The organism is Streptomyces sp. NEAU-sy36, from assembly GCF_013423905.1.
Classification (GTDB): domain Bacteria; phylum Actinomycetota; class Actinomycetes; order Streptomycetales; family Streptomycetaceae; genus Streptomyces; species Streptomyces misionensis.
This window is the reverse complement of sequence record NZ_CP058977.1, coordinates 370,802-395,719: the sequence shown is the minus strand read 5'-3', so window position 1 is coordinate 395,719 and position 24,918 is coordinate 370,802. Positions and strand designations below refer to the sequence as shown.

The 24,918-nt window shown below is 73.9% G+C and carries 20 protein-coding genes; 4 read left to right on the top strand and 16 right to left on the bottom strand.

Annotated features, from left to right (window positions below; genetic code table 11):
• Window positions 1-44 precede the first annotated feature (44 nt).
• Window positions 45-800, top strand: coding sequence for an SIS domain-containing protein (locus HZZ00_RS01835; protein ID WP_180330570.1), 756 nt, complete (start codon window positions 45-47; stop codon window positions 798-800).
• Between the two features lie 28 nt (window positions 801-828).
• Here HZZ00_RS01835 and HZZ00_RS01830 read toward each other — a convergent pair whose 3' ends face one another.
• From HZZ00_RS01830 to pdxH, 3 genes are all read right to left on the bottom strand, one after another.
• Complete coding sequence (locus tag HZZ00_RS01830) at window positions 829-2,214, bottom strand: PAS domain-containing protein (RefSeq protein ID WP_180330569.1); 1,386 nt, start codon at window positions 2,212-2,214, stop codon at window positions 829-831.
• Between the two features lie 114 nt (window positions 2,215-2,328).
• Window positions 2,329-2,784 (bottom strand): GNAT family N-acetyltransferase, encoded by a 456-nt coding sequence (locus tag HZZ00_RS01825; protein WP_257585610.1) that lies wholly within the window; start codon window positions 2,782-2,784, stop codon window positions 2,329-2,331.
• A gap of 288 nt (window positions 2,785-3,072) precedes the next feature.
• Window positions 3,073-3,759: a pyridoxamine 5'-phosphate oxidase gene (gene pdxH, locus HZZ00_RS01820; RefSeq protein ID WP_180330568.1), complete on the bottom strand. Its 687-nt coding sequence runs from the start codon at window positions 3,757-3,759 to the stop codon at window positions 3,073-3,075.
• Between the two features lie 121 nt (window positions 3,760-3,880).
• Here pdxH and HZZ00_RS01815 point away from each other — a divergent pair, with 121 nt between their 5' ends.
• Window positions 3,881-4,981: a citrate synthase 2 gene (locus tag HZZ00_RS01815; protein ID WP_180330567.1), complete on the top strand. Its 1,101-nt coding sequence runs from the start codon at window positions 3,881-3,883 to the stop codon at window positions 4,979-4,981.
• Window positions 4,982-5,036: 55 nt separating this feature from the next.
• Here HZZ00_RS01815 and HZZ00_RS01810 read toward each other — a convergent pair whose 3' ends face one another.
• The 12 genes from HZZ00_RS01810 to HZZ00_RS01755 all read right to left on the bottom strand — a co-directional run bounded on the left by HZZ00_RS01810 (window position 5,037) and on the right by HZZ00_RS01755 (window position 21,666).
• Window positions 5,037-6,068, bottom strand: a complete 1,032-nt coding sequence (locus HZZ00_RS01810) for an isopenicillin N synthase family oxygenase (protein WP_180330566.1) — start codon at window positions 6,066-6,068, stop codon at window positions 5,037-5,039.
• A gap of 370 nt (window positions 6,069-6,438) precedes the next feature.
• The gene (locus HZZ00_RS01805) at window positions 6,439-7,041 is read right to left on the bottom strand and encodes a TetR/AcrR family transcriptional regulator (protein ID WP_180330565.1); all 603 of its coding nucleotides are present in this window, start codon (window positions 7,039-7,041) and stop codon (window positions 6,439-6,441) included.
• A gap of 4 nt (window positions 7,042-7,045) precedes the next feature.
• Window positions 7,046-7,783, bottom strand: coding sequence for an enoyl-CoA hydratase family protein (locus HZZ00_RS01800; protein ID WP_180330564.1), 738 nt, complete (start codon window positions 7,781-7,783; stop codon window positions 7,046-7,048).
• Between the two features lie 143 nt (window positions 7,784-7,926).
• Window positions 7,927-9,087, bottom strand: coding sequence for an acyl-CoA dehydrogenase family protein (locus HZZ00_RS01795; RefSeq protein WP_180330563.1), 1,161 nt, complete (start codon window positions 9,085-9,087; stop codon window positions 7,927-7,929).
• Window positions 9,088-9,142: 55 nt separating this feature from the next.
• The gene (locus HZZ00_RS01790; RefSeq protein WP_180330562.1) at window positions 9,143-10,984 is read right to left on the bottom strand and encodes a biotin carboxylase N-terminal domain-containing protein; all 1,842 of its coding nucleotides are present in this window, start codon (window positions 10,982-10,984) and stop codon (window positions 9,143-9,145) included.
• Window positions 10,985-10,989: 5 nt separating this feature from the next.
• Window positions 10,990-12,588, bottom strand: a complete 1,599-nt coding sequence (locus HZZ00_RS01785) for an acyl-CoA carboxylase subunit beta (protein ID WP_180330561.1) — start codon at window positions 12,586-12,588, stop codon at window positions 10,990-10,992.
• A complete protein-coding gene (locus tag HZZ00_RS01780; RefSeq protein ID WP_180330560.1) occupies window positions 12,585-14,264 on the bottom strand; it encodes an acyclic terpene utilization AtuA family protein in 1,680 nt (559 codons plus the stop codon). The genes HZZ00_RS01785 and HZZ00_RS01780 overlap by 4 nt, the downstream gene beginning before the upstream one ends.
• Window positions 14,261-15,055 (bottom strand): TIGR03084 family metal-binding protein, encoded by a 795-nt coding sequence (locus tag HZZ00_RS01775; RefSeq protein ID WP_180330559.1) that lies wholly within the window; start codon window positions 15,053-15,055, stop codon window positions 14,261-14,263. The genes HZZ00_RS01780 and HZZ00_RS01775 overlap by 4 nt, the downstream gene beginning before the upstream one ends.
• Window positions 15,056-15,144: 89 nt before the next feature.
• Window positions 15,145-16,347: a polysaccharide pyruvyl transferase family protein gene (locus HZZ00_RS01770; RefSeq protein ID WP_180330558.1), complete on the bottom strand. Its 1,203-nt coding sequence runs from the start codon at window positions 16,345-16,347 to the stop codon at window positions 15,145-15,147.
• 133 nt (window positions 16,348-16,480) lie between these two features.
• Window positions 16,481-17,425, bottom strand: a complete 945-nt coding sequence (locus HZZ00_RS01765) for a DMT family transporter (protein ID WP_180330557.1) — start codon at window positions 17,423-17,425, stop codon at window positions 16,481-16,483.
• 157 nt (window positions 17,426-17,582) lie between these two features.
• Window positions 17,583-18,704, bottom strand: coding sequence for a peptidoglycan bridge formation glycyltransferase FemA/FemB family protein (locus tag HZZ00_RS01760; protein WP_180330556.1), 1,122 nt, complete (start codon window positions 18,702-18,704; stop codon window positions 17,583-17,585).
• Window positions 18,705-18,771: 67 nt separating this feature from the next.
• Window positions 18,772-21,666 (bottom strand): FAD-binding and (Fe-S)-binding domain-containing protein, encoded by a 2,895-nt coding sequence (locus HZZ00_RS01755; protein WP_180330555.1) that lies wholly within the window; start codon window positions 21,664-21,666, stop codon window positions 18,772-18,774.
• A 156-nt stretch (window positions 21,667-21,822) separates the two neighbouring features.
• On the opposite strand from HZZ00_RS01755, the gene serC reads away from it, so the two are divergent.
• Window positions 21,823-22,941: a phosphoserine transaminase gene (gene serC, locus HZZ00_RS01750; RefSeq protein ID WP_180330554.1), complete on the top strand. Its 1,119-nt coding sequence runs from the start codon at window positions 21,823-21,825 to the stop codon at window positions 22,939-22,941.
• Between the two features lie 52 nt (window positions 22,942-22,993).
• Here serC and HZZ00_RS01745 read toward each other — a convergent pair whose 3' ends face one another.
• Entirely contained in the window at window positions 22,994-24,052 is a 1,059-nt protein-coding gene (locus HZZ00_RS01745) for a WD40 repeat domain-containing protein (protein ID WP_257585608.1), read from the bottom strand.
• Between the two features lie 123 nt (window positions 24,053-24,175).
• Here HZZ00_RS01745 and HZZ00_RS01740 point away from each other — a divergent pair, with 123 nt between their 5' ends.
• Entirely contained in the window at window positions 24,176-24,859 is a 684-nt protein-coding gene (locus tag HZZ00_RS01740) for an SGNH/GDSL hydrolase family protein (protein ID WP_180330553.1), read from the top strand.
• Window positions 24,860-24,918 lie beyond the last annotated feature (59 nt).

The window sequence follows — 24,918 nt, the reverse complement described above, 5'->3', positions numbered from 1 at the left end:
ACCGCACGGTGATCCGCGACACAGACGCTGCGAAGGGGCACCGCATGAGCGACGGCACGCCTGCCGACCTGTTCTTCGACGCCGCCATCAACCTCCTGCAACGGCTCCGCGAGGAGGAGGCCGGGTCGATCGGGGCCGCCGCCGCGCTCCTCGCCGACACCGTCGCGGACGGCGGCCGCCTGTTCGCCTTCGGCGCCGGCCACTCCTCGCTCGCGGCCCAGGACGTCGTCTACCGGGCCGGCGGCCTCGCGCTGATGAACCTGCTCGCCGTCCCCGGCGTCGTGGGCGTGGACGTCACCCCCGCCACCCTCGGCTCCGCCCTGGAGCGCGTCGACGGCCTCGCGAGCGCCGTCCTCGACACCTCCCCGCTCCGCGCGGGCGACGCCCTCGTGATCATCTCCCTGTCGGGCCGCAACGCCCTGCCCGTGGAGATGGCCCAGCGCGCCCGCGCCCTCGGCGTCAAGGTGATCGGCGTGACCTCGGTCGCCTACGCGGCGCAGACGACGTCCCGGCACTCCTCCGGCACCTTCCTGAAGGACCACTGCGACCTGGTCCTCGACTCCAAGATCGCGGTCGGCGACGCGGAACTCACCCTCGACACCATCCCGGCCCCCTTCGCCCCCGCCTCCACCGTGGTCACCACGGCCCTGATGCAGGCCGTCATGGCCACCACCGCCGCCCTCCTCGCCGACCGCGGCATCGAGCCGCCGCTGCTGCGCTCCGGCAACGTGGACGGCGGCCACGACTGGAACAACCGGGTGATGGACCGGTACGGCGACCGGATCTTCTACCGCCGCTGACCGCCGGCGCGGGCCGCGCGGCCCGCGCCTACCGCTCCCCCGCCAGGTCCAGTGCCGCCGCTATCCGCAGCGCCACGTCCTCGGCGTAGGCCGCGTCGGAGCGCTCGAAGGGGGTACGGGCGGCGCCGCGCAGGAAGGTCACGACCCCCAGGGTGCGGCCCCGGCTGCGCAGCACCGCGCACAGCGCGTGCACCGCGTCGCCGGGCCACTGCCGGCGCAGCGCCCACTCCCGGGCCAGTTCGGCCGGCACCGACCCGGCCTCCGCCCGCACGCACCCGGTGCGCTCCACGCAGCTCAGCGCCGGATGCCCCGGCTCGTAGCGCACGGGCAGCCCGGCGGCCCCGGTGAGCACACAGGGCCCCGGCGCCCCGGCGGGCGTGGCGGCGAGCCGGACCAGACGGACCGCCCCGCCGGCGCCCGCGGTCGGCGCCACCCGGTCGATCAGCGCGTGGTCGGCGAACCCGGCGAGGGCGAAGTCGAGGTGGACGGTGGCCGCCTCCAGCGGGTCCTCGCACTCGGCGGCGGCACGGCCCGCGCGGTGCAGCTGGTTGGTGCGGAACCGCAGCAGCGCCGCCTCCTGCTCGCCCCGCTTGGCCTCGGTGATGTCCCGGAAGAGCCAGCCCACCCCGAGCGGCACCGGCTCCTCGGCGAGCGGCGAGGTCAGCGGCAGGAAGGCGTTGCGCCAGCACCGCCGCTGCTCCTCCCCGCCCTTCGCGGTGCGCAGGGTCACCCACGTCTCGGCGGGCGCGGGCGGCGCGCCCTCGGCGAGGACATGGGTGAGCGCGGCCTCCAGCTCCTCCACCCCCTGCGCGAACAGCTCGCCCAGCGGCCGCCCGAGCGCGGAGGTGCGCCCGATGCCCAGGGCCCGCGCGGCGTGCGCGTTGACCACGGCCGGCCGCAGATCCGCGTCGACCAGCACCACGCCCCACTCGGCGTCCTCGAACAGGGCCTCGCTGAGCGCGATCGACCGCTCCAGGTCGATCTGCGCGTGCACCTCGCTGAAGGCGCAGTACACCCCGGCGGGCTCCCCGTCGGGGCCCCGTACGGCGGCGGACTGGGTGCGCACCAGGACCCGCCCGCCGTCCTTGGTCAGCAGCGCGAACTCGTGCACCTGCCGCCCGGGTGCCCGCATCGCCGACAGCAGCCGGGCCTGCACCTCCTCCGCGTCGGCGCGGCGCACGGCCCATCCGGCGAAGCCGTGCCGCCCGACGGCCTCGGCGGCGCTCCAGCCGAGGATCCGCTCGGCCTCGCGGTTCCAGTGGGTGACGACGCCCTCCGCGTCGAAGGCGCACAGGGCCGCGTCCATGCCGTCGAGCAGTGCGGCAAGAAGATCGGACCCACCGGGCTCACCCGACTCGCCGGGCTCGTCCGGCCCCAGCTCATCGGTGGCCCCACTCCGCCGGGAAGCACTCACCTGGACCCCCTGGACGCTGCATCGGCGCACGTGAAGACGCCTGTTCCGCTCACTGCCCCTCATTCAACTCGAACGTGACGCAGCCCACATCCTGTTCCCCCAAGATGGAGTGAATCAATTCCCCGCTTCCGCGGCCCGAAGCCGCAGGTCGACCCAGACCGCCGGGTCCCCGTCCAGCGTGTACCGGTCGATCTCGTCGAAGCCGCGCAGCCGGGCGAACCGCAGCCCGTCCGTGTTCGCCGCGAGCACGCAGGTCTCGACGGCCGCCGCCCCGAGCGCACGCGCGTGCTCCAGCGCCTCCGCGTAGACCGCCGTGCCGAACCCCCGCCCCCGGAACTCCGGCAGCACCCGGGCGATCACGGTGGCGACCCGCTCCGCTCCCGCCGGGGGCCGCACGGTCGAACAGCCCACCAGCTCGCTCCCGAGGCAGGCGATGGCCAGCCGGTTGCGCGCCCGCCGCCCGCGGGCGTCCGCCAGGGACATCGCGGCGGGCGGTACCACCACGTTGTGCACGTGCCGCCACCGCTCCAGCATGCCGTCGTCCCCGACCGGCGCCATCCGAAGATCCATGCGCGGACGCTACCGAAAAAAAGCGGTTGAGTCCGGGGCGGTCGGTTCCTAAGGTGTGGAGCACACGAGAAGGGAGGTGGTTCGGCAGATGTATGAGAACCGGACGCGTGAGGTGGCTGCGGGCTAGCGGCTCGTCACCACACTCTGTGCGGTGCCGGACCAGCACGTGAACGACGCGTGCAGCCGGCCCAATCCCAAGCAGTCACCCGACCCGCGGGCTGCCGGTACGTCCGGCCGGCTCCTCCCCGGAGGAACCCAGCCCGCGGGTCGTCTGCGTCTCCCGGCCCCTCAGGGGCTGAGGCGCTCGACCCCCCAGGTGCCGTCCGGGCGGGCGGTGTAGCGCAGCCGGTCGTGGAGCCGGTTCTCCCGGCCCTGCCAGAACTCGACCGTCTCCGGGGTGACCCGGAAGCCGCCCCAGTGCGGTGGCACCGGGACCTGTTCGCCCTCGGGGTAGCGCGCCGCCAACTCGGCGTAGGCAGTGTCCAGTTCGGCGCGCGAGGCGATCACCGAGGACTGGGCGCTGGCCCAGGCGCCCAGCTGGGAGCCGTGCGGGCGGCTGCGGAAGTACGCGGTGGTCTCGTCGCGCCCGGTGCGCCGGACCGGGCCGGCGACGATGACCTGCCGGGCCAGCGGATGCCAGGGGAAGAGCAGGCAGACGCGCGGGTTCGCCGTCAGATCGCGGCCCTTGCGGGAGTCGTAGTTGGTGTAGAAGACGAATCCCTCGGTGTCGAACTTCTTCATCAGGACCGTGCGTGAGCTGGGGCGCCCCTCGGCGTCCGCGGTGGAGACGACCATGGCGTTGGGCTCGTAGAGCGTGCCGTGCAGGGCCGCTCGGGCCGCGTCCTCGAACCAGCGTGCGAACTGGTCCATGGGGTGGGTGGCGAGGTCCTGTTCGGTGAGTCCTTCGGCCCGGTACTGCTTGCGCATGGCGGCGGGATCGAGGACGGGATCCAGGAGTGGTTCGCGGTCGGTCACGCGGTCATCTTGCCGTATCTCCCGACCGTGGCACTGAGTGTCGTCAAGTCTCCCCAAGCGTGGCACGCGGGGTTATCGTGCTGGTTCCGAGCCGCGCCCGACCCATCACGAGGAGCCGCTGATGTCCGAGTTCGTACCCGGGCTCGAAGGAGTCGTAGCGTTCGAGACGGAGATCGCCGAGCCGGACAAGGAGGGCGGCGCCCTGCGCTACCGGGGCGTCGACATCGAGGACCTGGTCGGCCACGTCTCCTTCGGCAACGTGTGGGGGCTGCTGGTCGACGGCGCCTTCAACCCCGGCCTGCCGCCCGCCGAGCCGTTCCCCATCCCGGTGCACTCCGGCGACATCCGCGTGGACGTCCAGTCGGCGCTGGCCATGCTCGCCCCCGTGTGGGGCCTGAAGCCGCTGCTCGACATCGACGCGGAGCAGGCGCGTGAGGACCTGGCGCGGGCCGCGGTCATGGCGCTGTCCTACGTCGCCCAGTCCGCGCGCGGGCAGGGGCTGGCGATGGTGCCGCAGCGGGAGATCGACAAGGCGAAGACGGTCGTGGAGCGGTTCATGATCCGCTGGCGGGGCGAGCCGGACCCCCGGCACGTCGCCGCGGTCGACGCGTACTGGACCTCCGCCGCGGAGCACGGCATGAACGCGTCCACCTTCACCGCCCGGGTCATCGCCTCCACCGGCGCGGACGTCGCCGCCGCCCTGTCCGGTGCCGTCGGCGCCATGTCCGGCCCGCTGCACGGCGGCGCGCCGTCCCGGGTGCTGGGGATGATCGAGGAGATCGAGCGCACCGGGGACGCGGCGGGTTACGTCAGGCGGGCCCTGGACCGGGGCGAGCGGCTGATGGGCTTCGGGCACCGCGTCTACCGGGCCGAGGACCCGCGGGCGCGCGTCCTGCGGCGCACGGCGCGGGAGCTGGGGGCGCCGCGGTTCGAGGTGGCGGAGGCGCTGGAGAAGGCCGCGCTGGAGGAGCTGCACAACCGCCGGCCCGACCGGGTGCTGGCCACGAACGTGGAGTTCTGGGCGGCGATCATGCTGGACTTCGCCGAGGTTCCGGCGCACATGTTCACCTCGATGTTCACCTGTGCCCGTACCGCGGGGTGGTCGGCGCACATCCTGGAGCAGAAGCGGACCGGCCGCCTGGTGCGGCCTTCGGCGCGGTACGTGGGGCCGGGGGCGCGCCGTCCGCAGGACATCGAGGGGTACGCGGACATCGCCCGCTGAGCGGGCCGCCCGGGGCGCGGACCGGTGGTGGCCGCCCGCGCCCCTCGGGGGCCGGTCAGGCCGGGGTGAGCAGGGCGGAGTGGTGCCGCTCGGCCACCAGCGGATGCGCCCGCAGCTTGCCCTTGAGCTCGTTGTAGCCGTACTCGGCGAACAGCGGGTTCGTCGGGTCGGTGGTGACGCCGGGGGCTTCGGGCGCGTAGGGGAAGGGCAGGGGGGCGACCCTGGCGTCCAGGCGGGGGTTGTAGAAGAACGGCACGGAGAAGCGCTCCGTCGCTCCGGGCGGGCTGACCACCCGGTGGTTGGTGGCGAGGAGGTAGCCGTTGGTGGCGACCTCCAGGAGCTCGCCGAGGTTGACGACGAACGCGTCCTCGATGGGCGGTACGTCGTGGAAGCGGCCGTCCTCGCGCTGCACCTGGAGGCCGCCGACGGTGTCCTGGAGGAGCAGGGTGAGGAAACCGTAGTCCTTGTGGGCGCCGACACCCTGGTCGGTGCCGTCGCCCGCGCTGCCGGGGTAGCGGACCAGCTTGAGCTGCGGGTGGGCCTCGTCGCCGAAGACCGGGTCGTAGAAGTCGGCCGGGGCGCCGATGGCGGTCAGCAGTTCGTGCAGCAGCCGCCGGGCGACCGCGCCGAGCCGGTCGATCCAGGCGAGGGCCGCGGTGCGCAGCTCGGGCAGCGCGGCGGGCCACTGGTTGGGGCCCTGGAGCCACCAGTACGGCGGCTCGCCGGGACCGGGGACGCGGGCGGGGCGTTCGGCGCCTATGTCGAGCTGGTCGCGCCAGTCGCGGGCGCCGCCGGTGCGCTCGTCGCCGGTGCGCGTGTAGCCGCGGAAGTGCGGGGAGTTGACGTTGTCCAGGGCCAGCCGGTCGGCCTCGGGGAGGGCGAAGAAGGCGCGCATGGCGGTGAGCAGCGCGTCCTTCTCGGCGGCCGGCACGCCATGCCCGACCAGCTGGAAGAAGCCGACGTCGTGCGCGGCGGCGTGCAGCCGGTCGTGCAGCAGGGCCCGCTCCCGGGGGCCGCGGTCCGCGGCCGAGAGGTCGATCACGGGCAGTTGGTCGTACGTCGCGGTGGTCGCGTGGTGCGAAGTCATGGTGTGTCCGCAGGGTGTACGGGGCACGGTTCGGCCGCGTCAGGGTAGGCGGCCCCGCGTGCCGGAAAAGGAAGTGGTGAAGGAGGATTCGGGGCTGGTCAGGCGCGGTGGCGCCGACAGCCCGTGCTCGTGACGCGCACGTAGTCCACGTGGCGGCGGCGAACGAGCATCGGAAGCATGCGCACAGGGTACTGCGCGCACCGGGATCCGCGTGTGGCCCGGCTCACTGGCTCACCGCTCACCGTTCACCGTTCAGAGGTTGCCCCACACCAGCACCGCGGCGCGTCGGCCGCCCCCGCGTCGAGATCGACGATCGTCTGGAGTCCCCCATGCCCGGGGCGGTAACGGCCGGCGCCGCCGCTTTCGCGCCTCAGCCGAGCGCGCCGTCGACCAGCCGCGCCCACTGCGCCACCACCCGCTCCCGGCGCGCCGTGTCGTCGGTCAGGACGTTGGCGAGGCCGAGGCCGCGGGCCATGTCGAGCAGGCCCTGGACGGTTTCGCGGACGCCGGGGCGGGACTCGTCGGCGCCGAGCAGGTCGACGGCGATGCGGTGCGTCTCGCGGCCGACGCGGGCCTCCAACTCGGTGACCCGACCGCGCAGTTGCTCCTCGTTGGAGGCGGCCACCCACAGCTGGAGGGCGGCCCGGAAGAGGGGGCCGGTGTAGAGGTCGACCAGGGCGGTGACGACGGCCCGCCGGTCGCCCGCCGCACCCTCGGGGAACAGGGCGCGCAGCGCGCTGGAGCGTTCCTCGGCGACGTACTCGACGGCCGCGGTGAACAGGTCCTCGCGGGTGGGGAAGTGGTGCTGGGCGGCGCCCCGGGAGACCCCGGCGCGTTCGGCGACGACGGCGACGGTGGAGCCCGCCCAGCCGTGTTCGGCGAGACAGGCGACGGCTGCCTCCAGGAGCCGCTGCCGGGTGGCCCGGCTGCGGTCCTGCTTGGGCAGACGGTCGCGGTCGGCCGTCGTCCTCATCTGGTCACACCACCCATGCCGGATCCCGTTTCTCCAGGAAGGCCGTCATCCCCTCCCGCGCCTGGCCGGAGGCGAACAGCCGGGCCGAGAGCGCGGTCAGCTCCGCCGCGTCCCGGTCGAACGTCTCCAGCACCCTAGCCGTGAGCAGCCGTTTCGTCTCCGCCAGGGCCTCGGGCGCGGAGCGGCGCAGCCCGTCCAGGACGGGGGCCAGGGCCTCGTCCACGTCGTCCGCCGCGGCGGTGAGCAGCCCGGTGCGCACCGCCTCGTCGGACCCGAAGCGCTCCCCGGTGAGGTAGTGGCGGGCGAGGGCGCGCGGGTCGGTGCGCGGCAGCAGGGGCAGCGAGATCACCGCCGGGGCCACGCCGATGCGGACCTCGGTGAAGGCGAAGGTGGCGGCGCGGGAGGCGACGGCCATGTCGCAGGCGGCCAGCAGTCCGAGGCCGCCCGCCCGGACGTGTCCGGTGACCCGGGCGACCACCGGTTTGGGCAGTTCGACCAGTTGCCGCAGCAGCCCGACCAGCGCCCGCGGGGGCGGTGGTTCGCGCAGGTCGGCGCCGGCCGAGAAGGTGTTGCCGGTGTGGGTGAGGACGACGGCCCGTACGTCCGGGTCCTTGCCGCAGTCGGCCAGCGCGTCGGCGAGCGCGGCGACGAGGCTCGCGGACAGCGCGTTGCGCCGGTCTGCGGCGTCCAGGCTGAGGGTCTCGACGCCGCGGGTCCGCGCGCGTCCGATCGGTTCGGTCATGCCTGCTCCCTGAGCTGTCGACGCGGGATCTTTCCGGAGGCGGCGCGCGGCACGGCGGCCATGAGGGCGGCCCGCCGAACGCGTCCGCGGGGCGCGACGCGCTCGGTGACGTACGGGTGACGGCTTCTTCGGACGGCCGCGCGTCAGTACGACTTGGGCAGCCCCAGGGTCTGGTGGGAGACGTAGTTGAGGATCATCTCCCGGCTGACCGGGGCGATACGCGCCACGCGCGCGGCCGTTATCAGCGAGGCGAGCCCGAACTCGCGGGTGAGCCCGTTGCCGCCGAGGGTGTGCACGGCCTGGTCGACGGCCCGCACACATGCCTCGCCGGCCGCGTACTTGGCCATGTTGGCGGCCTCGCCCGCGCCGACGTCGTCGCCCGCGTCGTACAGGTGGGCCGCCTTCTGCATCATCAGCCGGGCCGTCTCCAGCTCGATGTGCGCCTGCGCGAGGGGGTGGGCGATGGCCTGGTGGGCGCCGATGGGCGTGTTCCAGACGGTGCGGTCGCGGGCGTACTCGACGGCCCTGGCGAGGGCGTACCGGCCCATTCCGACGGCGAACGCGGCCGTCATGATGCGTTCCGGGTTGAGCCCGGCGAACAGCTGGAGCAGCCCCGCGTCCTCGTCGCCCACGAGCGCGTCGGCGGGCAGCCGCACGTCGTCCAGCACCAGCTCGAACTGCTTCTCGGCGGCGCTCAGTTCCATGTCGATCGGCCGCTTCTGGAAGCCGGGCGCGTCCGTCGGCACGATGAACAGGCAGGGCTTGAGCCGTCCGGTGCGGGCGTCCTCGGTGCGGCCGACGATCAGCACCGCGTCGGCCATGTCCACCCCGGAGATGAAGACCTTGCGGCCGGTGAGCAGCCAGTCGGTGCCGTCGCGGCGGGCCGTGGTGGTGATGCGGTGGCTGTTGGAGCCGGCGTCGGGCTCCGTGATGCCGAAGGCCATCAGCCGGGAGCCGTCGGCGAGTCCCGGCAGCCAGTCCCGCTTCTGCGCCTCGGTGCCGAAGCGGGAGATCACGGTGCCGCAGATGGCGGGGGAGACGACGAGCATGAGCAGCGGCGATCCCGCGGCGCCCAGTTCTTCGAGCACGATGGCGAGTTCGGTGATGCCGCCGCCCCCGCCGCCGTAGGCCTCCGGCAGGTTGACGCCGAGGTAGCCGAGCTTGCCGGCCTCGGACCAGAGTTCGGTGAGGGGCTTGCCCGCGGCGACGGTGCGGGTGAGGTAGTCGCGGCCGTAGCGGGTGCCGAGGGCGGACACCGCCGATCGGAGTGCCTTGTGCTCTTCGGATTCGATGAGGGTGGTCATGCGCTTCCTCCGCGTGCGGGTGGTGGGTGGTTGCTCGCGTGGTGCGTCGCGCCGCTTACTCCGGTCGCACCACCGCCAGCAGCAGGCCGGGCTCCACCTGCTGTCCCGGCTCGGCGTGCAGCGCGGCGAGGACGCCCGCGGCGGGGGCCGAGATCTGGTGCTGCATCTTCATCGCCTCCAGCCAGATCAGGGGCTGGCCGGCCGCCACGGCCGCCCCCTCCGCCAGGCCCTCGGCGATGCGTACGACCGTGCCGGGCATGGGGGCGAGCAGGGAGCCCGGGGCGAGCTGGGCGGCCGGGTCGGGGAAGCGCGGCAGCGCCGTCAGCCGGGTGCCGTCGACGTACACCTGGTCCCCGTACCGGGCCACCTCGTACGTCCGCCGGACGCCGTCCGCTTCGAGTACGACCGTGCTCGCGTCGACGCGCACGACCCGTACCCCGTCGGCGGCCAGGCCCCCTCTCGTGTGCCGGTAGCGGACCTCCACCTCCCGGCCCGCCACCTCGTACCGCTTGCTCTGCGGCCGGGCGGGCAGGTTGCGCCAGCCGCCGAAGCGGGAGCGGCCGTGGGCGTCGGCGAGGGCGGCGGCGAGCGGGGCGTGCGGGTCGGGGGCGGCCGCGGTGAGTGCGGGAAGGTGGCGGTCGTAGAAGCCGGTGTCCATGCGGCCGCCGGTGAACTCCTCGTGCCGCAGGGAGCGCACGAGGAGGTCGCGGTTGGTGACCGGGCCGTGCAGCACCGCCGCCTCCAGGGCGCCCGCGAGCCGCCGGATCGCCTCCGCCCTGGTGGGGGCGTGGGCCACGGCCTTGGCCAGCATCGGGTCGTAGTGGACGCCGATGGTGTCGCCGTCGGTGTAGCCGGTGTCGAGGCGGACGCCCGGCGGCACGGCGAGGCGGTGCAGGGTGCCGGTCTGCGGGGCCCAGTCGCGGGCGGGGTCCTCGGCGTAGAGGCGGGCCTCGATCGCGTGCCCGCGCGGGCGGGGCGGGTCCTTCTCCAGGGCGCGGCCCTCGGCGATCCGGATCTGCTCGGCGACCAGGTCGATCCCGAACACCGCCTCGGTCACCGGGTGTTCGACCTGGAGGCGGGTGTTCATCTCCAGGAAGTGCGCGCGGCCGTCGGCGACCAGGAACTCGACGGTGCCGGCGCCGACGTAGGAGACGGAGCGGGCGGCGCGCACGGCCAGCGCGCGCAGCTCGTTCGCGAGCCGCTCGGGCAGCCCGGGCGCCGGGGCCTCCTCGACGACCTTCTGGTGGCGGCGCTGGAGGGAGCAGTCGCGGGTGCCGAGCGCCCACACGGTGCCGTGGGTGTCGGCGAGGATCTGCACCTCGATGTGGCGGCCGTGCTCGATGTACGGCTCCACGAAGACCTCGCCGTCCCCGAACGCGCTCGCCGCCTCCGCGCGCGCTCCCTCCAGAGCGGCGGGCAGCTCGTCCAGGCGGCGCACGACGCGCATTCCGCGCCCCCCGCCGCCCGCCGCCGCCTTCACCAGCACCGGGAGGTCCCCCTGGGTGACCTCCCCCAGGGGTTCCAGGCCCATCAGCGCCTTGGCGCGCGTCTTGGACGCCATGGCCTCGACGGCCTCCGGGGACGGCCCGATCCAGGTCAGGCCGGCGGCCAGGACGTCGCGGGCGAAGCCGGGGTGCTCGGAGAGGAAGCCGTAGCCGGGGTGCACGGCGTCCGCGCCGGCCGCCAGGGCGGCCCGCACGATCAGGTCGCCGCGCAGATACGTGTCGGCGGGCGCCGCGCCCGGCAGCCGCACCGCCGTGTCCGCCAGCCGGGTGTGCAGGGCGTGCTCGTCGGCGTCCGAGAACACGGCGACCGTACGGATGCCGAGGTCGGCGCAGGTGCGGAAGATCCGGCAGGCGATCTCGCCCCGGTTGGCGACCAGCAGAGTCTGGATCATGGACCTCACATCCGGAAGACGCCGAAGCCGCCGCGCGCGCCCTCGTAGGGGGCGGTGTGGATGGCGGAGAGACACAGGCCGAGGACGGTGCGGGTGTCGCGCGGGTCGATGACGCCGTCGTCGTACAGCCGCCCGGACAGGAACAGGGGCAGCGACTCCGACTCGATCTGCTGCTCCACCATGGCGCGCAGGGCCGCGTCCGCGTCCTCGTCGTACGGCTGCCCCTTCACCGCCGCCGACTGCCGGGCGACGATCGACAGCACGCCCGCCAGCTGCTGCGGCCCCATGACGGCGGACTTGGCGCTGGGCCAGGCGAACAGGAAGCGCGGGTCGTAGGCGCGGCCGCACATGCCGTAGTGCCCGGCGCCGTAGGACGCGCCCATGAGCACGGACAGATGCGGGACGCGGCTGTTGCTGACCGCGTTGATCATCATGGCGCCGTGTTTGATGATGCCGCCCTGCTCGTACTCCCTGCCGACCATGTAGCCGGTGGTGTTGTGCAGGAACAGCAGCGGGATGTCCCGCTGGTTGGCGAGCTGGATGAACTGGGCGGCCTTCTGCGACTCCTCGCTGAACAGGACGCCTCGGGCGTTGGCGAGGATGCCGACGGGATAGCCGTGCAGGGCCGCCCAGCCGGTCACCAGGCTGGTGCCGTACAGCGGTTTGAACTCGTCGAAGTCGGAGGCGTCCACGATCCGGGCGACGACCTCGCGCGGGTCGAAGGGTGTCCTGAGGTCGCCGGGGACGATCCCCAGCAGCTCCTCGGGGTCGTGCTGGGGCGGCTCGGCGGGTCCCGGATCGCCGTACGCCTTGCGGTGGTTGAGCCGGGCCACCACCCGCCGCGCCTGCCGCAGGGCGTCCTCCTCGTCCACGGCGAAGTGGTCGGCGAGCCCGGAGCGGCGGGCGTGCATCTCGGCGCCGCCCAGGGACTCGTCGTCGCTCTCCTCCCCGGTGGCCATCCGCACCAGCGGCGGCCCGCCGAGGAACACCTTGGCCCGTTCCTTGACCATGATCACGTGGTCGGACATGCCGGGGACGTAGGCGCCCCCGGCGGTGGAGTTGCCGAAGACGACGGCCACGGTCGGGATGCCGGCGGCGGACAGCCGGGTGAGGTCCCGGAACAGGGCGCCGCCCGGGATGAAGATCTCCTTCTGCGACGGCAGGTCGGCGCCGCCGGACTCCACCAGGCTGATGCAGGGCAGCCGGTTGGCGAGGGCGATGTCGTTGGCGCGCAGGGCCTTCCGCAGGGTCCACGGGTTGCTGGCGCCGCCGCGCACGGTCGGGTCGTTGGCGGTGATCAGGCACTCCACGCCCTCGACCACCCCGATCCCGGTGACGAGCGAGGCGCCGACGGTGTACTCGCTCCCCCAGGCGGCCAGCGGCGACAGCTCCAGGAACGGCGTGTCCGGGTCGAGCAGCAGCTCGATCCGCTCCCGGGCGAGCAGCTTCCCCCGCTCGCGGTGCCGTCGCACGTACTTCTCGCCGCCGCCCGCGAGCGCCTTGGCGTGCTCGCCCTCCAGCTCGGCGAGTTTGGCGAGCATGGCCTCGCGGTTGGCCCGGTAGGCGGGGCCGGCCGGGTCCAGGGCCGAGGTCAGGAAGGTCACAGCAGCACCTCCGGGATGTCCAGGTGGCGGGAGCGCAGCCATTCGCCGAGCGCCTTGGCCTGCGGATCGAAGCGGTGCCGGGAGGCGACACCGGCGCCGAGGATGCCCTCGACGACGAAGTTCAGGGCGCGCAGATTCGGCAGCACGTGCCGGGTGACCGGCAGTTCGCGGCTCTCCGGGAGCAGTTCCCGGAACCTCTCGACGGTCAGCTCGTGGGCGAGCCAGCGCCATGCCTCGTCGGTACGGACCCACACCCCCACGTTGGCGTTCCCGCCCTTGTCCCCGCTGCGGGCCCCGGCGACGGTCCCGAGGGGCGCGCGCCGGGCCGGGCCGGGCGGGAGGGGCTCGGGCGGCGGCGGGGGCGGCACGGCCTGGAGGGGCCGGGTCCCGGGCGGCGGCGCGACGGTCCGGACCCCGTCCGGGCCGGGCAGGACGGCCGTGTGGGTCACGGCGTCCCGGGGCACGTACACGTCCTCGAAGATCCCGTAGGGGTCCCCCTTGCCGGGCGGGGCCGCCACGTGGAACCCGGGATAGCTGGCCAGCGCCAGCTCCACCGCCGCCCCGCTCAGCGCCCGCCCCACGACCCGCTGGTCCGGGTCCCGTACGACGAGCCGCAGCAGGGCGCTGGCGGTCTCCTCGGTGCCGGCGTCCGGCCGGTCGGTGCGCACCAGCTCCCAGCGGACCTCGGCGGGCGGCGAGCCGGCCAGGTGGTCCGTCAGCTGGCCGCGCACCAGCTCGGCCTTGGCCTCGATGTCGAGGCCGGTGAGGACGAAGACGACCTCGTTGCGGAAGCCGCCGAGCCGGTTGACCCCGACCTTGAGCGTCGGCGGCGGCGCCTCCCCGCGCACCCCCTCGATCCGCACCCGGTCCGGTCCGTCCCGGCGCAGCCGGACGCTGTCCAGCCGGGCGGTGACATCGGGCCCCGCGTACCGGGCGCCCGCGGTCTCGTAGAGCAGTTGGGCGGTGACCGTGCCGACGTCCACGAAGCCGCCGGTGCCGGGGTGCTTGGTGATGACGCTGCTGCCGTCCGCGTGGATCTCGGCGAGCGGGAAGCCGGGCCGCCGCACGTCCCCCTCCCGGAAGAACGCGTAGTTCCCGCCGGTCGCCTGCGTCCCGCACTCCAGGACGTGTCCGGCGACGACGGCCCCGGCCAGTTCGTCGTACTGCCCCGGTCCCCAGCCGAAGTGGGCGGCGGCGGGCCCGGTGACGAGGGCCGCGTCGGTCACCCGCCCGGTGACCACGACGTCCGCGCCGGCCCGCAGGCACTCGGCGATCCCGAACCCGCCGAGGTAGGCGTGGGCGGCGAGGGCGCCGGGGTGGGCGGCGGTCAGATCGTCGCCGGTCACCTGGGCGACGCGCAGGGGGATGCCGAGTTTGTGCGCCAACTCCCCTATGCGCTCGGCGAGTCCGGCCGGGTTGAGGCCGCCCGCGTTGGTGACGATGCGCACCCCGCGCTCCCGGGCGAGGCCGAGGCAGTCCTCCAGCTGGCGCAGGAAGGTGCGGGCGTACCCGGCCGAGGGGTCCTTCAGCCGGTCGCGGGCGAGGATCAGCATGGTGAGTTCGGCGAGGTAGTCGCCGGTGAGGACGTCGAGTTCGCCGCCGGTGAGCATCTCGCGCAGGGCGTCGGACCGGTCGCCGTAGAAGCCGGAGAAGTTGCCTATGCGCAAGGGGTTCACCGGGCGGCTCCCTTCGGCGGGCGGCCGCTGCCGGGCGGTCCCGCGAAGGCCTGGGCGATGTCCAGCCAGCGGTCCGCGTCCGGGCCCTCGGCGGTCAGCGCGAGGTCGTCGCGGTGCGCGCGCTGGGTGACGAGGAGGCAGAAGTCGAGGGCGGGGCCGGTGACGCGCTGGGCGGCGTCCTCGGGGCCGTACGCCCACACCTGGCCGGACGGCGCGGTGAGCCGGACGTGGAACTCCTCGGCGGGCGGGGTGAGCCGGCGCACGCCGTAGGCGAAGTCCCGGGTCCGCACGCCGAGCCGGACGATGTGCCGGATGCGGTCGGTGGGGGCGGGGGTGACACCGAGCGCCTCGGCGACGTCCAGGCCGTGGGCCCAGGTCTCCATCAGGCGGGCGGTGGCCATGGAGGCGGCGGCCATGGGCGGTCCGAACCAGGGGAACCGGGTGCCGGGGGCGGCGGCGCGCAGGGCCCGGTCGAGGGCGTCGCGCCCCGCCCGCCAGGTCGCGAGGAGTTCCCCGGACGCCAGTCCGGCCCCCTCCTGCGCGCCCTCGTCCACGAAGGAGTCGATCGCGGCGAGCGCCTTCTCCGCCAGGGCCTGGAAGGCGCCGGCGTCGGTCACCGCGGCCAGCGCCGCGCGGTCGGTCCAGGCGAGGTGGGCGATCTGGTGGGCGACGGTCCAGTGGGGCGCGGGGGTCGGCAGCGCCCACTGCTCGGGCGCCAACCGGGCCACCAACCGGTCGAGTTGCGCACTCTCGGCACGCAGGTCGTCGATGACGGGCGTCGGGTCGGCCATGGGGGGAGCATGGCAGTGCCCCAGGAAACAATCAAGCGTGCTTGCATGATTTTTGGGAGCCCGCGGGCGCGGGGCCGGTGGCCGGTCGTTCAGGACAGCAGGGCGGCCAGGGTCTCGGTGAACGAGTGCGCGGAGTGGTCGGCGTGCTCCCGGATCCGCGCGGCCACGGCGGCGGCGCCCCCGCCCTCCACGAGGCGGACGATCCGGTCGGCCCGGCGCGCGTGCCCCTCGGGGCTGTCCGGGACGGTGGAGAGGTAGAAGTCGGCGGCGTCGTACGCCATGTGGAAGACGTGCTTCTTCACATCGCTGAGCGTCAGGTAGTCGTCGTCGGTCGTCGGCACCGGCTCGGGGGCGCCGACGCAGACCACCGGGGTGCCGGCACCCCACGCGTTGACGGCGAGGTGGTAGGTGTCGGTGACGACGAGGCGGTAGCGGGGCAGCACGCCGATCAGGTCGCCGACGGTGGGGTCACCGGGGCGCCGCGCGATGTGCTCGACCCGCGGGGGGACGTCCCGGTCGAACCACGGGACCCATTCCAGGGGCGCGCCGAACCGCTCGGCGAGCCCCTGGCAGAAGCCGGGCAGCCAGTCGGGGATCTCGGTCCTGGCGCCGAGGAACACCCCGATGGCACCACCCTCCGGGAGGTCCTGGGACCAGGGCGTGACCGGGAGGTGGCCGAGATCGCCGGGGCGGTTCAGCAGGGCGGCGTCGGAGCCGAAGTGGTCCGTCGTACGGTCCCCGCGCAGTCGCGCGAGCTTGACCGCGGACAGCGGGTCGCGCACCCAGACCCGGCGGCTGCGCGTCATCAGCCGCGTGAACAGCGGGCCGTACTCCTTGTCCTCGTAGTCGGACTGCGTGTTGTGCAGGATCGTGCCGCCGTAGCTGAGGGTGCGCGACAGCAGTTCGTCGGGCTGGTCGGCCAGCAGCAGCGTCCGGTTGAGCAGGGCCCGGGCGGCGCCCCGGTCCTCGGCGAACCCGAAGTCGAGCAGCCGGTTGGTGGCGTCCTGGGCGAGGTAGTGCCGGGCGTGCAGGAAGTCGCCCCAGAACACCACGGCGTCGTGCTCGCGCAGGTCGTCGACCTCGTCGATCAGCGACCGGAACCGGAACGGGAACGCGTGCCCGCGCGCCCCCGGCCGCAGCGCCACGGTCTCCGGCGCGTGCAGCGTGTACCAGTTCGCCTCGATCCCGCCCCCCATCCGCCGCCGCATGGTCTCGAAGGCCAGGTCGACGGTCAGCATTCCGGTGTTGCGGTAGCCGATGTTGGGCGCGGTGATGACGGCGACACGTGCCATGCGTTCGTTTCCCCTACCTATAACCGCCGCCCCTGGGCGCGACGCGGACGCTCCCTGCCAACGTACACATCCGCGCCGCCGGTTGAACGGCCAGGTCACCGCCCCTTCCGGACAATTTCCGGGCGGCCCGGGCTCACGCCTCCGGGGCCGGGGGCGGGGTCTTGACGCGGGAGACCTGGGTGCGGACCGCGCCGATGCTGGCCGCGATGACCAGGGCGATCGCGGCGGCCTCGGCGGGCGAGAGGGCCTGCCCGAGGATGAGGAAACCGGCCGCGGCGGCGAGGGCGGGTTCCAGGCTCATCAGGATGGCGAAGGTGGCGGCGGGCAGGCGGCGCAGGGCCAGCAGTTCGAGGGTGTAGGGCAGGACCGAGGACAGGAGGGCCACCGCCGAGCCGAGGCCCAGGGTCGCGGGGTCGAACAGACGGCTGCCGGAAGTGGCCAGACCCAGCGGCAGGATCAGCAGGGCCGCGACCGCCATGGCCAGTGCCAGGCCGTCCGCCTGCGGGAAGCGGCGTCCCGTGCGGGCGCTGAAGACGATGTACCCCGCCCACATCGCGCCCGCGGCCAGCGCGAAGACCACGCCCACCGGGTCCACGCCGCCGAAGCCCCCGCCGCCCAGCAGGAACACCCCGCCCAGCGCCAGGGCCGCCCACAGCGCGTTGATCGCGCGGCGGGAGGTCAGCACCGAGAGGGTCAGCGGGCCGAGGACCTCAAGGGTGACGGCGGCACCGAGCGGGATGCGCGCCACGGCCTCGTAGAAGAGGCCGTTCATGCCGCCCATGACGACACCGAAGGCGATCACCGTGCCCCAGTCGGCGCGCGAGTGGCCGCGCAGCCGGGGGCGGCAGACCAGGAGGAGGACCACGGCCGCCGCGAACAGCCGGAGGGTCACCACGCCGAGCGCGCCGGCCCTCGGCATCAGGGTCACCGCGAGGGCGCCGCCGAACTGCACCGAGACGCAGCCGGCCAGCACCAGCCCGACCGGGCCGAGCGAGCCGAGACGACCCGGGGCCCGCGGGGGAACGGGTGTCTTCGCGGACGACGCGGAGGAGGCGCTGGGGGTGTTGACGGTGCTCACGGCGGTCCTGGTGCTCGGATCAGATCATGTACAGCTCCCTGTACTACCGAGTCCAGGGTAGTGGACCTCCGTCAGGGGTGTGAACCGGCCATGGGCCTGTCCTGGATGGTGAGATGGGCCCTTCTCGCATGCCGGGCCGCCTGCCCGGCGGTCGCCTTCAGCGGCGCGTCATATACATGTCCAGCGCCTTGTGCAGCAGCCGGTTCAGCGGGAAGTCCCACTCGCCCGCGTACTCCGCGGCCCCGCCGCCCGCGCCCACCTTGAAACGGAGCAGGCCGAGGAGGTGGTTGGACTCCTCCAGGGTGTCGGTGATGCCCCGGAAGTCGTAGACGTGGGCGCCCAGCTCATGGGCGTCGCACATCATCCGCCACTGCATCGCGTTGTTGGGCTGCACCTCGCGCTTGCGGCTGGTGGAGGCGCCGTAGGAGTACCAGACGTGGCCGCCGACGACCAGCATCGTGGCCGCGGCGAGCACCTCGCCGTCGTGGTGGGCGAGGTACAGCCGCATCCGGTCGGGGTCCTCGGTGGTGAGCGCCGTCCACATGCGCTGGAAGTACGACAGCGGGCGCGGGACGAAGCGGTCCCGCTCCGCGGTCTCCGCGTAGAGGCCGTGGAAGACCGGCAGGTCGTCGTAACCGCCCCGGACGACCTTCACCCCGGCCTTCTCGGCCTTCTTGATGTTGCGCCGCCACTGCTGGTTGAGCCCGCGGTGGATGTCCTCCAGGGACCGCCCGGCGAACGGGACCTGGCAGACGTAGCGGGGCTGTCCCGCGGCGAAGCCGTCCTCGCCGCCGGGCTCGGTCTGCCGCCAGCCCATCCGGCGCAGCCGGTCGACGAGGGCGAGCCCGGCCGGCTCCTGCGAGGTCGGCGGCACGTCCCGCAGCCGGTGCGCCCCCGGGTCGGCGATGGCGGCCTTGACCGCGTCCGGACTCCACCGCCGCACGACCACCGGCGGCCCCATCTTCACCGAGAAGGCGCCCCGGCGCTTGAGATGGGCCAGCATCGGCTCCAGCAGCCGCTCCAGGTCGGGCGTGTCCCAGTCGATGACCGGGCCCTCGGGCAGATAGGCCAGGTACCGCTTGAGCCCGGGCAGCGGTCTGAGCAGCACCAGCCCCACCCCGACGAGCCGCCCGTCCGCCTCGAACCAGCCCAGGCTCTCCGCCTGCCAGTCGCTCTTCACGTCTCCCCAGGACGGCAGCTGGAGATGGCTGGCCGAGGGGCGGGCCGCCACGAAGGCGAGGTGTTCGGCCCGGGTGACCGGACGGACGGTGACGCTCATGGACGTGGCTCCTTCACGGTGCGCGGATCACCTCACCCTATGGAAACAGCGTCCGGCTGCCGGGCCGTCACTTCCCTTCCTCCGCGCGCCTCGTGTCTTCGTCCAGCGCCTCGGCCAGCACCTCCGCCAGGTGCCGGCCGCGGGTCCCGGCCAGTTGCTCCAGCTGGGTGCGGCAGGAGAAGCCGTCGGCCAGGATCACGGTGTCCTCGGACGCCTCGCGTATCGAGGGCAGCAGCTGGTCCTCCGCGCAGGCCCGGGAGACCTCGAAGTGGCCCTTGCGGAAGCCGAAGTCGCCCGCCAGGCCGCAGCAGCCGCCGGAGAGTTCACCGGTCAGGCCCGCGGCGGCGCGCAGCGCGCGGTCCGGGGCGTCGCCGAGGACCGCGTGCTGGTGGCAGTGGGTCTGGCCGGCGACGGGGCGGTCGACGGCGGGCGGGGCCCAGTGCGGCGCGTGCTGTTCCAGGGCCTCGGCGAAGGTGCGCACGGCCGAGGCGAGCCGGGGGGCGCGCGGGTCGTCGTGCAGGAGTTCCGGGAGGTCGGTGCGCAGGGCCGCCGCGCAGCTGGGTTCCAGGACGACGACCGGCACGCCCGCCGCCAGCACCGGCTCCATCAGGTCCAGCGTGCGCCGCAGCACGGTGCGGGCGCGGTCGAGCTGGCCGGTGGAGAGGTAGGTCAGACCGCAGCAGACCCGGGCCCGGCGGACGGTGAGCAGGGCGGCGGCCGAGACGGGCCGGCCGCCGCGGGCGATGCCGCCCCGGCCGGGCAGCAGCGTCGGCGGCAGGGCCACCCTGAGCCCGGCGGCCTCCAGGACCCGGACGGCGGCCCGGCCGACCGAGGGGGACAGGTGCTCGGTGAAGGTGTCCGGCCAGAGCACCACCAGGTCACCGGACCGGGAGACGGGCCCGCGGCGCCGCCACCAGCCGGTGAAGGTCCGCGACGCGAGGCGGGGCAGCCGGCGCTCGGGGGCGATGCCGCCGAGCCGTTTCGCGGCGGCGGCCAGGGGCGGGACGGAGGCCAGCGCGTTGAAGAGGGGGGCCGTGCGGGTGCGGGCGACCCAGCGCAGCCACTCGGGCAGCCGGCCCATGCTGTGGTGGGAGGCGGGGCGCCGGCGGCCCGCGTAGTGGTGGTGCAGGAACTCGGCCTTGTAGGTGGCCATGTCGACGCCGACCGGGCAGTCCGTGCGGCAGCCCTTGCAGGAGAGGCAGAGGTCGAGGGCGTCGCGGACCTCGGCGGAGCGCCAGCCGTCGGTGACCAGCTCCCCCGCCAGCATCTCGTGCAGCAGCCGGGCGCGGCCCCGGGTGGAGTGCTCCTCCTCGCCGGTCGCGCGGAACGACGGGCACATCACGGCGGGTCCCGCCGCCGTGGCCGTACGGCACTTGGCGACGCCGACGCAGCGGCGGACGGCCGCCCGGAAGTCGCCGCCGTCGGCCGGGTAGCCGAAGGCCACCTCGACGGGTTCCCTCGGCAGCACCGAGAAGCGCAGGTTGGCGTCCAGCGGGGCCGGGCGGACCAGCATGCCGGGGTTGAGCAGGTCGTCGGGGTCCCAGACGGCCTTGGCGCGCTCGAAGAGCCGGACGGTCTCGGCCCCGTACATGCGCGGCAGCAGTTCGGCGCGGGCCTGGCCGTCGCCGTGCTCCCCGGACAGCGAGCCGCCGTGGGCCACCACCAGGTCGGCCAGTTCCTCCGAGAAGCGCCGGAAGCGGCCGATGCCGCCGGCGGTGAGCAGGTCGAAGTCGATGCGGACGTGGATACAGCCGTCGCCGAAGTGGCCGTACGGGGTACCGCGCAGGTCATGGGACGTCAGCAGGGCGCGGAAGTCGCGCAGATAGGCGCCGAGCCGGGCGGGCGGCACCGCGCAGTCCTCCCAGCCGGGCCAGGCCTCGGAGCCGTCCGGCATCCGTGTCGCCGTGCCGCTCGCGTCCTCGCGGATGCGCCACAGGGTCCGCTGGGCGGCGGGGTCGGTCACCACGAGGGAGTCGACCACGTCGGCCGCGCGGACGATCGCCTCCGCACGGGCCCGGGCCTCCGCCCTGGACGCGCCGCCCGTCTCCACGAAGAGCCAGGCGCCGCCCCGGGGCAGTCCCGCGCCCGACGGGACCAGGTCGGCGGCCATGCCCTCGACCGTGAGCGGGCCGTGGGGCAGCAGGCCGGCGGCGGCCTCGGCGGCGGCCCCCTCGTCGCCGTACCCCAGCACCGCCAGGGCGTGGGCGCGGGGTGCCTCGACCAGGCGGACGACCGCCTCGGTGAGGATGCCGAGGGTGCCCTCGGAGCCGCAGAAGGAACGGGCCACGTCGGCGCCCTTCTCGGGGAGCAGCGCGTCCAGCGCGTACCCGGAGATGCGCCGGGGCAGGTCGGGGAAGCCGGTGCGCAGCCGGGCGAACTCGCCCTGCGCCAGCTCGCGCAGCCCCTCGGGGGCGCCCGCCCAGGCCCGGCCGAGCCGCAGCCGCCGGCCGCGCGCGGTGAGGACGGACAGTTCCCGCACGTTGTCCGCGGTGGTTCCCCAGGCGACCGAGTGGGAGCCGCAGGAGTTGTTGCCGATCATCCCGCCGAGGGTGCAGCGGCTGTGGGTGGACGGGTCGGGGCCGAAGCGCAGGCCGTGCGGGGCGGCGGCACGCTGGAGGCGGTCGAGGACGAGGCCGGGCTGCACGACGGCGGTGCGGGTGCCCGGGTCCAGTTCCAGCAGGCCGTTCATATGGCGGGTGAAATCCAGTACGACGCCTGTACCGGTCGCCTGACCGGCGATCGACGTGCCTCCGCCGCGGGCCACCACCGGCACGCCGCGCGCCCGGCACACGCCGAGGACCGCCGCCACGTCGTCCGCGTCCCGGGGGGCCACCACTCCCGCCGGGACGCGCCGGTAGTTGGACGCGTCCATCGTCACGAGCGCCCGGGCGGTGGCGTCGAAGCCGATTTCGCCCCGGACGCACCCGCGCAGTTCCGCTTCGAGACCCGAGTGATCCGTCATGCGTCCAGGATGCATCCGATCACCGACCGTCACCGGAAGTTGTCCACAGGCTCGGCCTGATCGTCGTACGACCCGACAAGTCCGTGTCCTGGCGATCTCGTCTCATCCGACGGACACGGTTCCGTCCCGTTTCGCCCAGCCGATACCCTCCCAGACGTGGCCGACATCCAGATTCCCGCTGACATCAAGCCCGCCGACGGACGCTTCGGTGCGGGCCCCTCCAAGGTGCGGACCGAGGCGCTGGACGCCCTCGCCGCCACCGGAAGCTCCCTGCTCGGCACCTCCCACCGCCAGGCGCCCGTGAAGAACCTGGTGGGGAAGGTCCGCGAGGGGATCTCCGAGCTGTTCTCCCTGCCCGAGGGCTACGAGGTGGTCCTCGGCAACGGCGGCTCCACCGCCTTCTGGGACATCGCCACCCACGGACTGATCGACAACAAGTCCCAGCACCTCACCTTCGGCGAGTTCTCCTCCAAGTTCGCCAAGGCGGCCAAGCTCGCGCCCTGGCTCGCCGAGCCGACCGTGATCACCGCCGACCCCGGCACGCACCCCGAGCCGAACGCCGAGGCGGGCGTCGACGTCTACGCCTTCACCCACAACGAGACCTCCACCGGTGTCGCCATGCCCATCCGCCGGGTGACCGGCGCCGACGAGGGCTCCCTCGTCCTGGTCGACGCCACCTCCGGCGCGGGCGGCCTGCCGGTGGACGTCGCCGAGACCGACGTCTACTACTTCGCCCCGCAGAAGTCCTTCGCCTCCGACGGCGGCCTGTGGATCGGCGTCTTCTCCCCCGCCGCGATCGAGCGCGCCGAACGCGTCCACGCGTCCGGCCGGCACATCCCCGAGTTCTTCTCGCTCCCCACGGCGATCGACAACTCCCGCAAGAACCAGACGTACAACACCCCGGCCCTCGCCACGCTCTTCCTGCTGAACCAGCAGCTGGAATGGCTCAACGGCCAGGGCGGCCTGGACTGGGCGACGGCCCGCACGAAGGACTCCGCCACCCGCCTCTACAACTGGGCCGAGGAGTCGAAGTACGCGACCCCGTTCGTCACCGACCCGGCCAAGCGGTCCCAGGTCATCGGCACCATCGACTTCACCGACGAGATCGACGCCGCCGCCGTGGCCAAGGTCCTGCGCGCGAACGGCATCGTGGACACCGAGCCCTACCGCAAGCTCGGCCGCAACCAGCTGCGCATCGCCATGTTCCCGGCGATCGACCCGGCGGACGTCGAGGCACTGACCACGTGCGTCGACTACGTGATCGAGAAGCTCTGACCTCTCGGATTCGACGACGAAGGGCGCCCGGCACGGCTGGGCGCCCTTCGCCTTACGCGCCCTGCCCGCCCCGTTTCCCCTTTGGCCCCACCGTCGGCATGCGCCTTCCGCCACGCCCCCTCCACGACGGAGCTTCCCGTCGCCTCCCGCGGCGCCGCAGCCTTCCCACCGCCACCAGGGCCACCAGTACGACGGCGATCGCGGCCGCGCCGAGGGGGAGGCTCTTGTCTCCGGTGGTGTGGGTGCCGGACGAACCGTTCCCCGTCGACGGGGAGCCGCCGCCGGGGTGGTCGGGGGCGTCCTTGGCGACCACCGCGCTGTCGGCGCCCTCACTGCTGTACAGCAGCTTCGTGCCGTCGTCGGAGTAGGTGACGCCCTCGCCCTGGCCCTGGAGGGGGACGTCGAGGGTGCCGGCCCGTTTGATGTGGCCGTCGTTCCAGGCGTAGTAGATGCCGCCGAGGTAGCCGCGCACGGCGAGCTGCCGGCCGTCGGGGGAGAACGCCGCGTCGGTGGCCCACAGGTCGATCGGGGCGATGGGCTTGAAGACGTTGCTGCCCGTGGCGGACAGGGTGGCCGGGCCCTCGTAGAGGTGGCCGCCGTTCTCCTTCTTGTCGATGATGTAGACGCGCCCGGTCTTCGGGTGCACGACCATCGACTCGGCGTTGCGCGGCCCGTCGGCGTACTTCACCACGTACTGGGTTGCCGTGATCGTCTGGTCCTTGAGCACCTTCGGCTCGGGCAGCCGGTAGATCCAGACATAGGGCCAGCGCCCGTCGAAGTTGTCGCCGATGTCCCCGACGTAGATCTCGTCGTGCGGCCCGATGGAGATCGCCTCGACGTCACGCGGGGAGCCGACGCCCCGCAGCGTCACGCGGGCCACGGTCCGCCCGGTCCGGCTGTCGACGGCGTAGATGTACGGCCCGTCGCCGCTGTCGTTGTGCGTCCAGTAGACGCCGGGGTGCAGACGGGAGGCGGCGAGCCCGCTGGACTCGGCGATCCTCGGGTCCTTGAGGGTGAACCCCTGGTCGCCGGCCCCCTCGGCGGCGGAGGCGGGCAACGCGCAGGCGCCGGCCAGCAGGACGGCGGCGAGCAGGGCGAACGGTCGGCGCATGGGCCAAGACTGCCATTCCTGCCGGGCGTTCGGCCCTCCGCCCGGGCCGCCCGCGCCCGCACGTGGCGGGCCTCACACGGCCCCGCATCGCACCCCGCGGCCGTGATCGTCCATGATGAGCGGATGCTCAGGTTCATGCCCGTGGGCGACTCCATGACGATCGGGAGCGCGGGCGAACACACATGGCGTCACCGGCTGTGGCAGCTCCTTCGCCGTACGCACGACCCCGACGTCACGCTCGTCGGCCCGCGCGAGACGCTGTACGACAAGCAGTCCGGCACGCCGACGTCCCTCGACTACGCCGACCCCGATTTCCCCCGCGCCCACCTCGCGGGCTGGGGCGAGGGCTGGCTGCACATGGCCCCGCTGATCGGCGGGGCGGTGCGGGAGTGCCGGCCGGACGTCCTGCTCGTCTCGCTGGGCCTGATAGACCTCGGCTTCTACACCAACGCCGAGCAGACCGCCGAGAACGTCCGGGCCTTCATCGCCGCCGCCCGGGACGCCGACCCGCGCGTGCGCATGGTGCTGCTGCCGGTGATCCCCAACGTCCGCGCCGAGACGGACGCACCCTTCGCCGAACAGGTGGACCTCTTCAACGTCCTCCTCGCCAAGGCGGCCGCCGACCTGGACGAGCCCCGGTCGCCGATCCTGCTGGCGTCCCGGCCCGCCGCGTACGACATCCACGTCGACACCTACGACGGCACCCACCCCAACGCGAGCGGCGAGCAGCGGATCGCGGAGGCGTTCGCCGGGGCGATGCGGGAGGCGTGGGGAGTCGGGCAGAGGTACGCGGCCGGAACGGTTTGACCGATTTACGGCGTCTCCTCGTCACCGTGCGTATCGCCGTACCGCGCGGCTGCACCTGT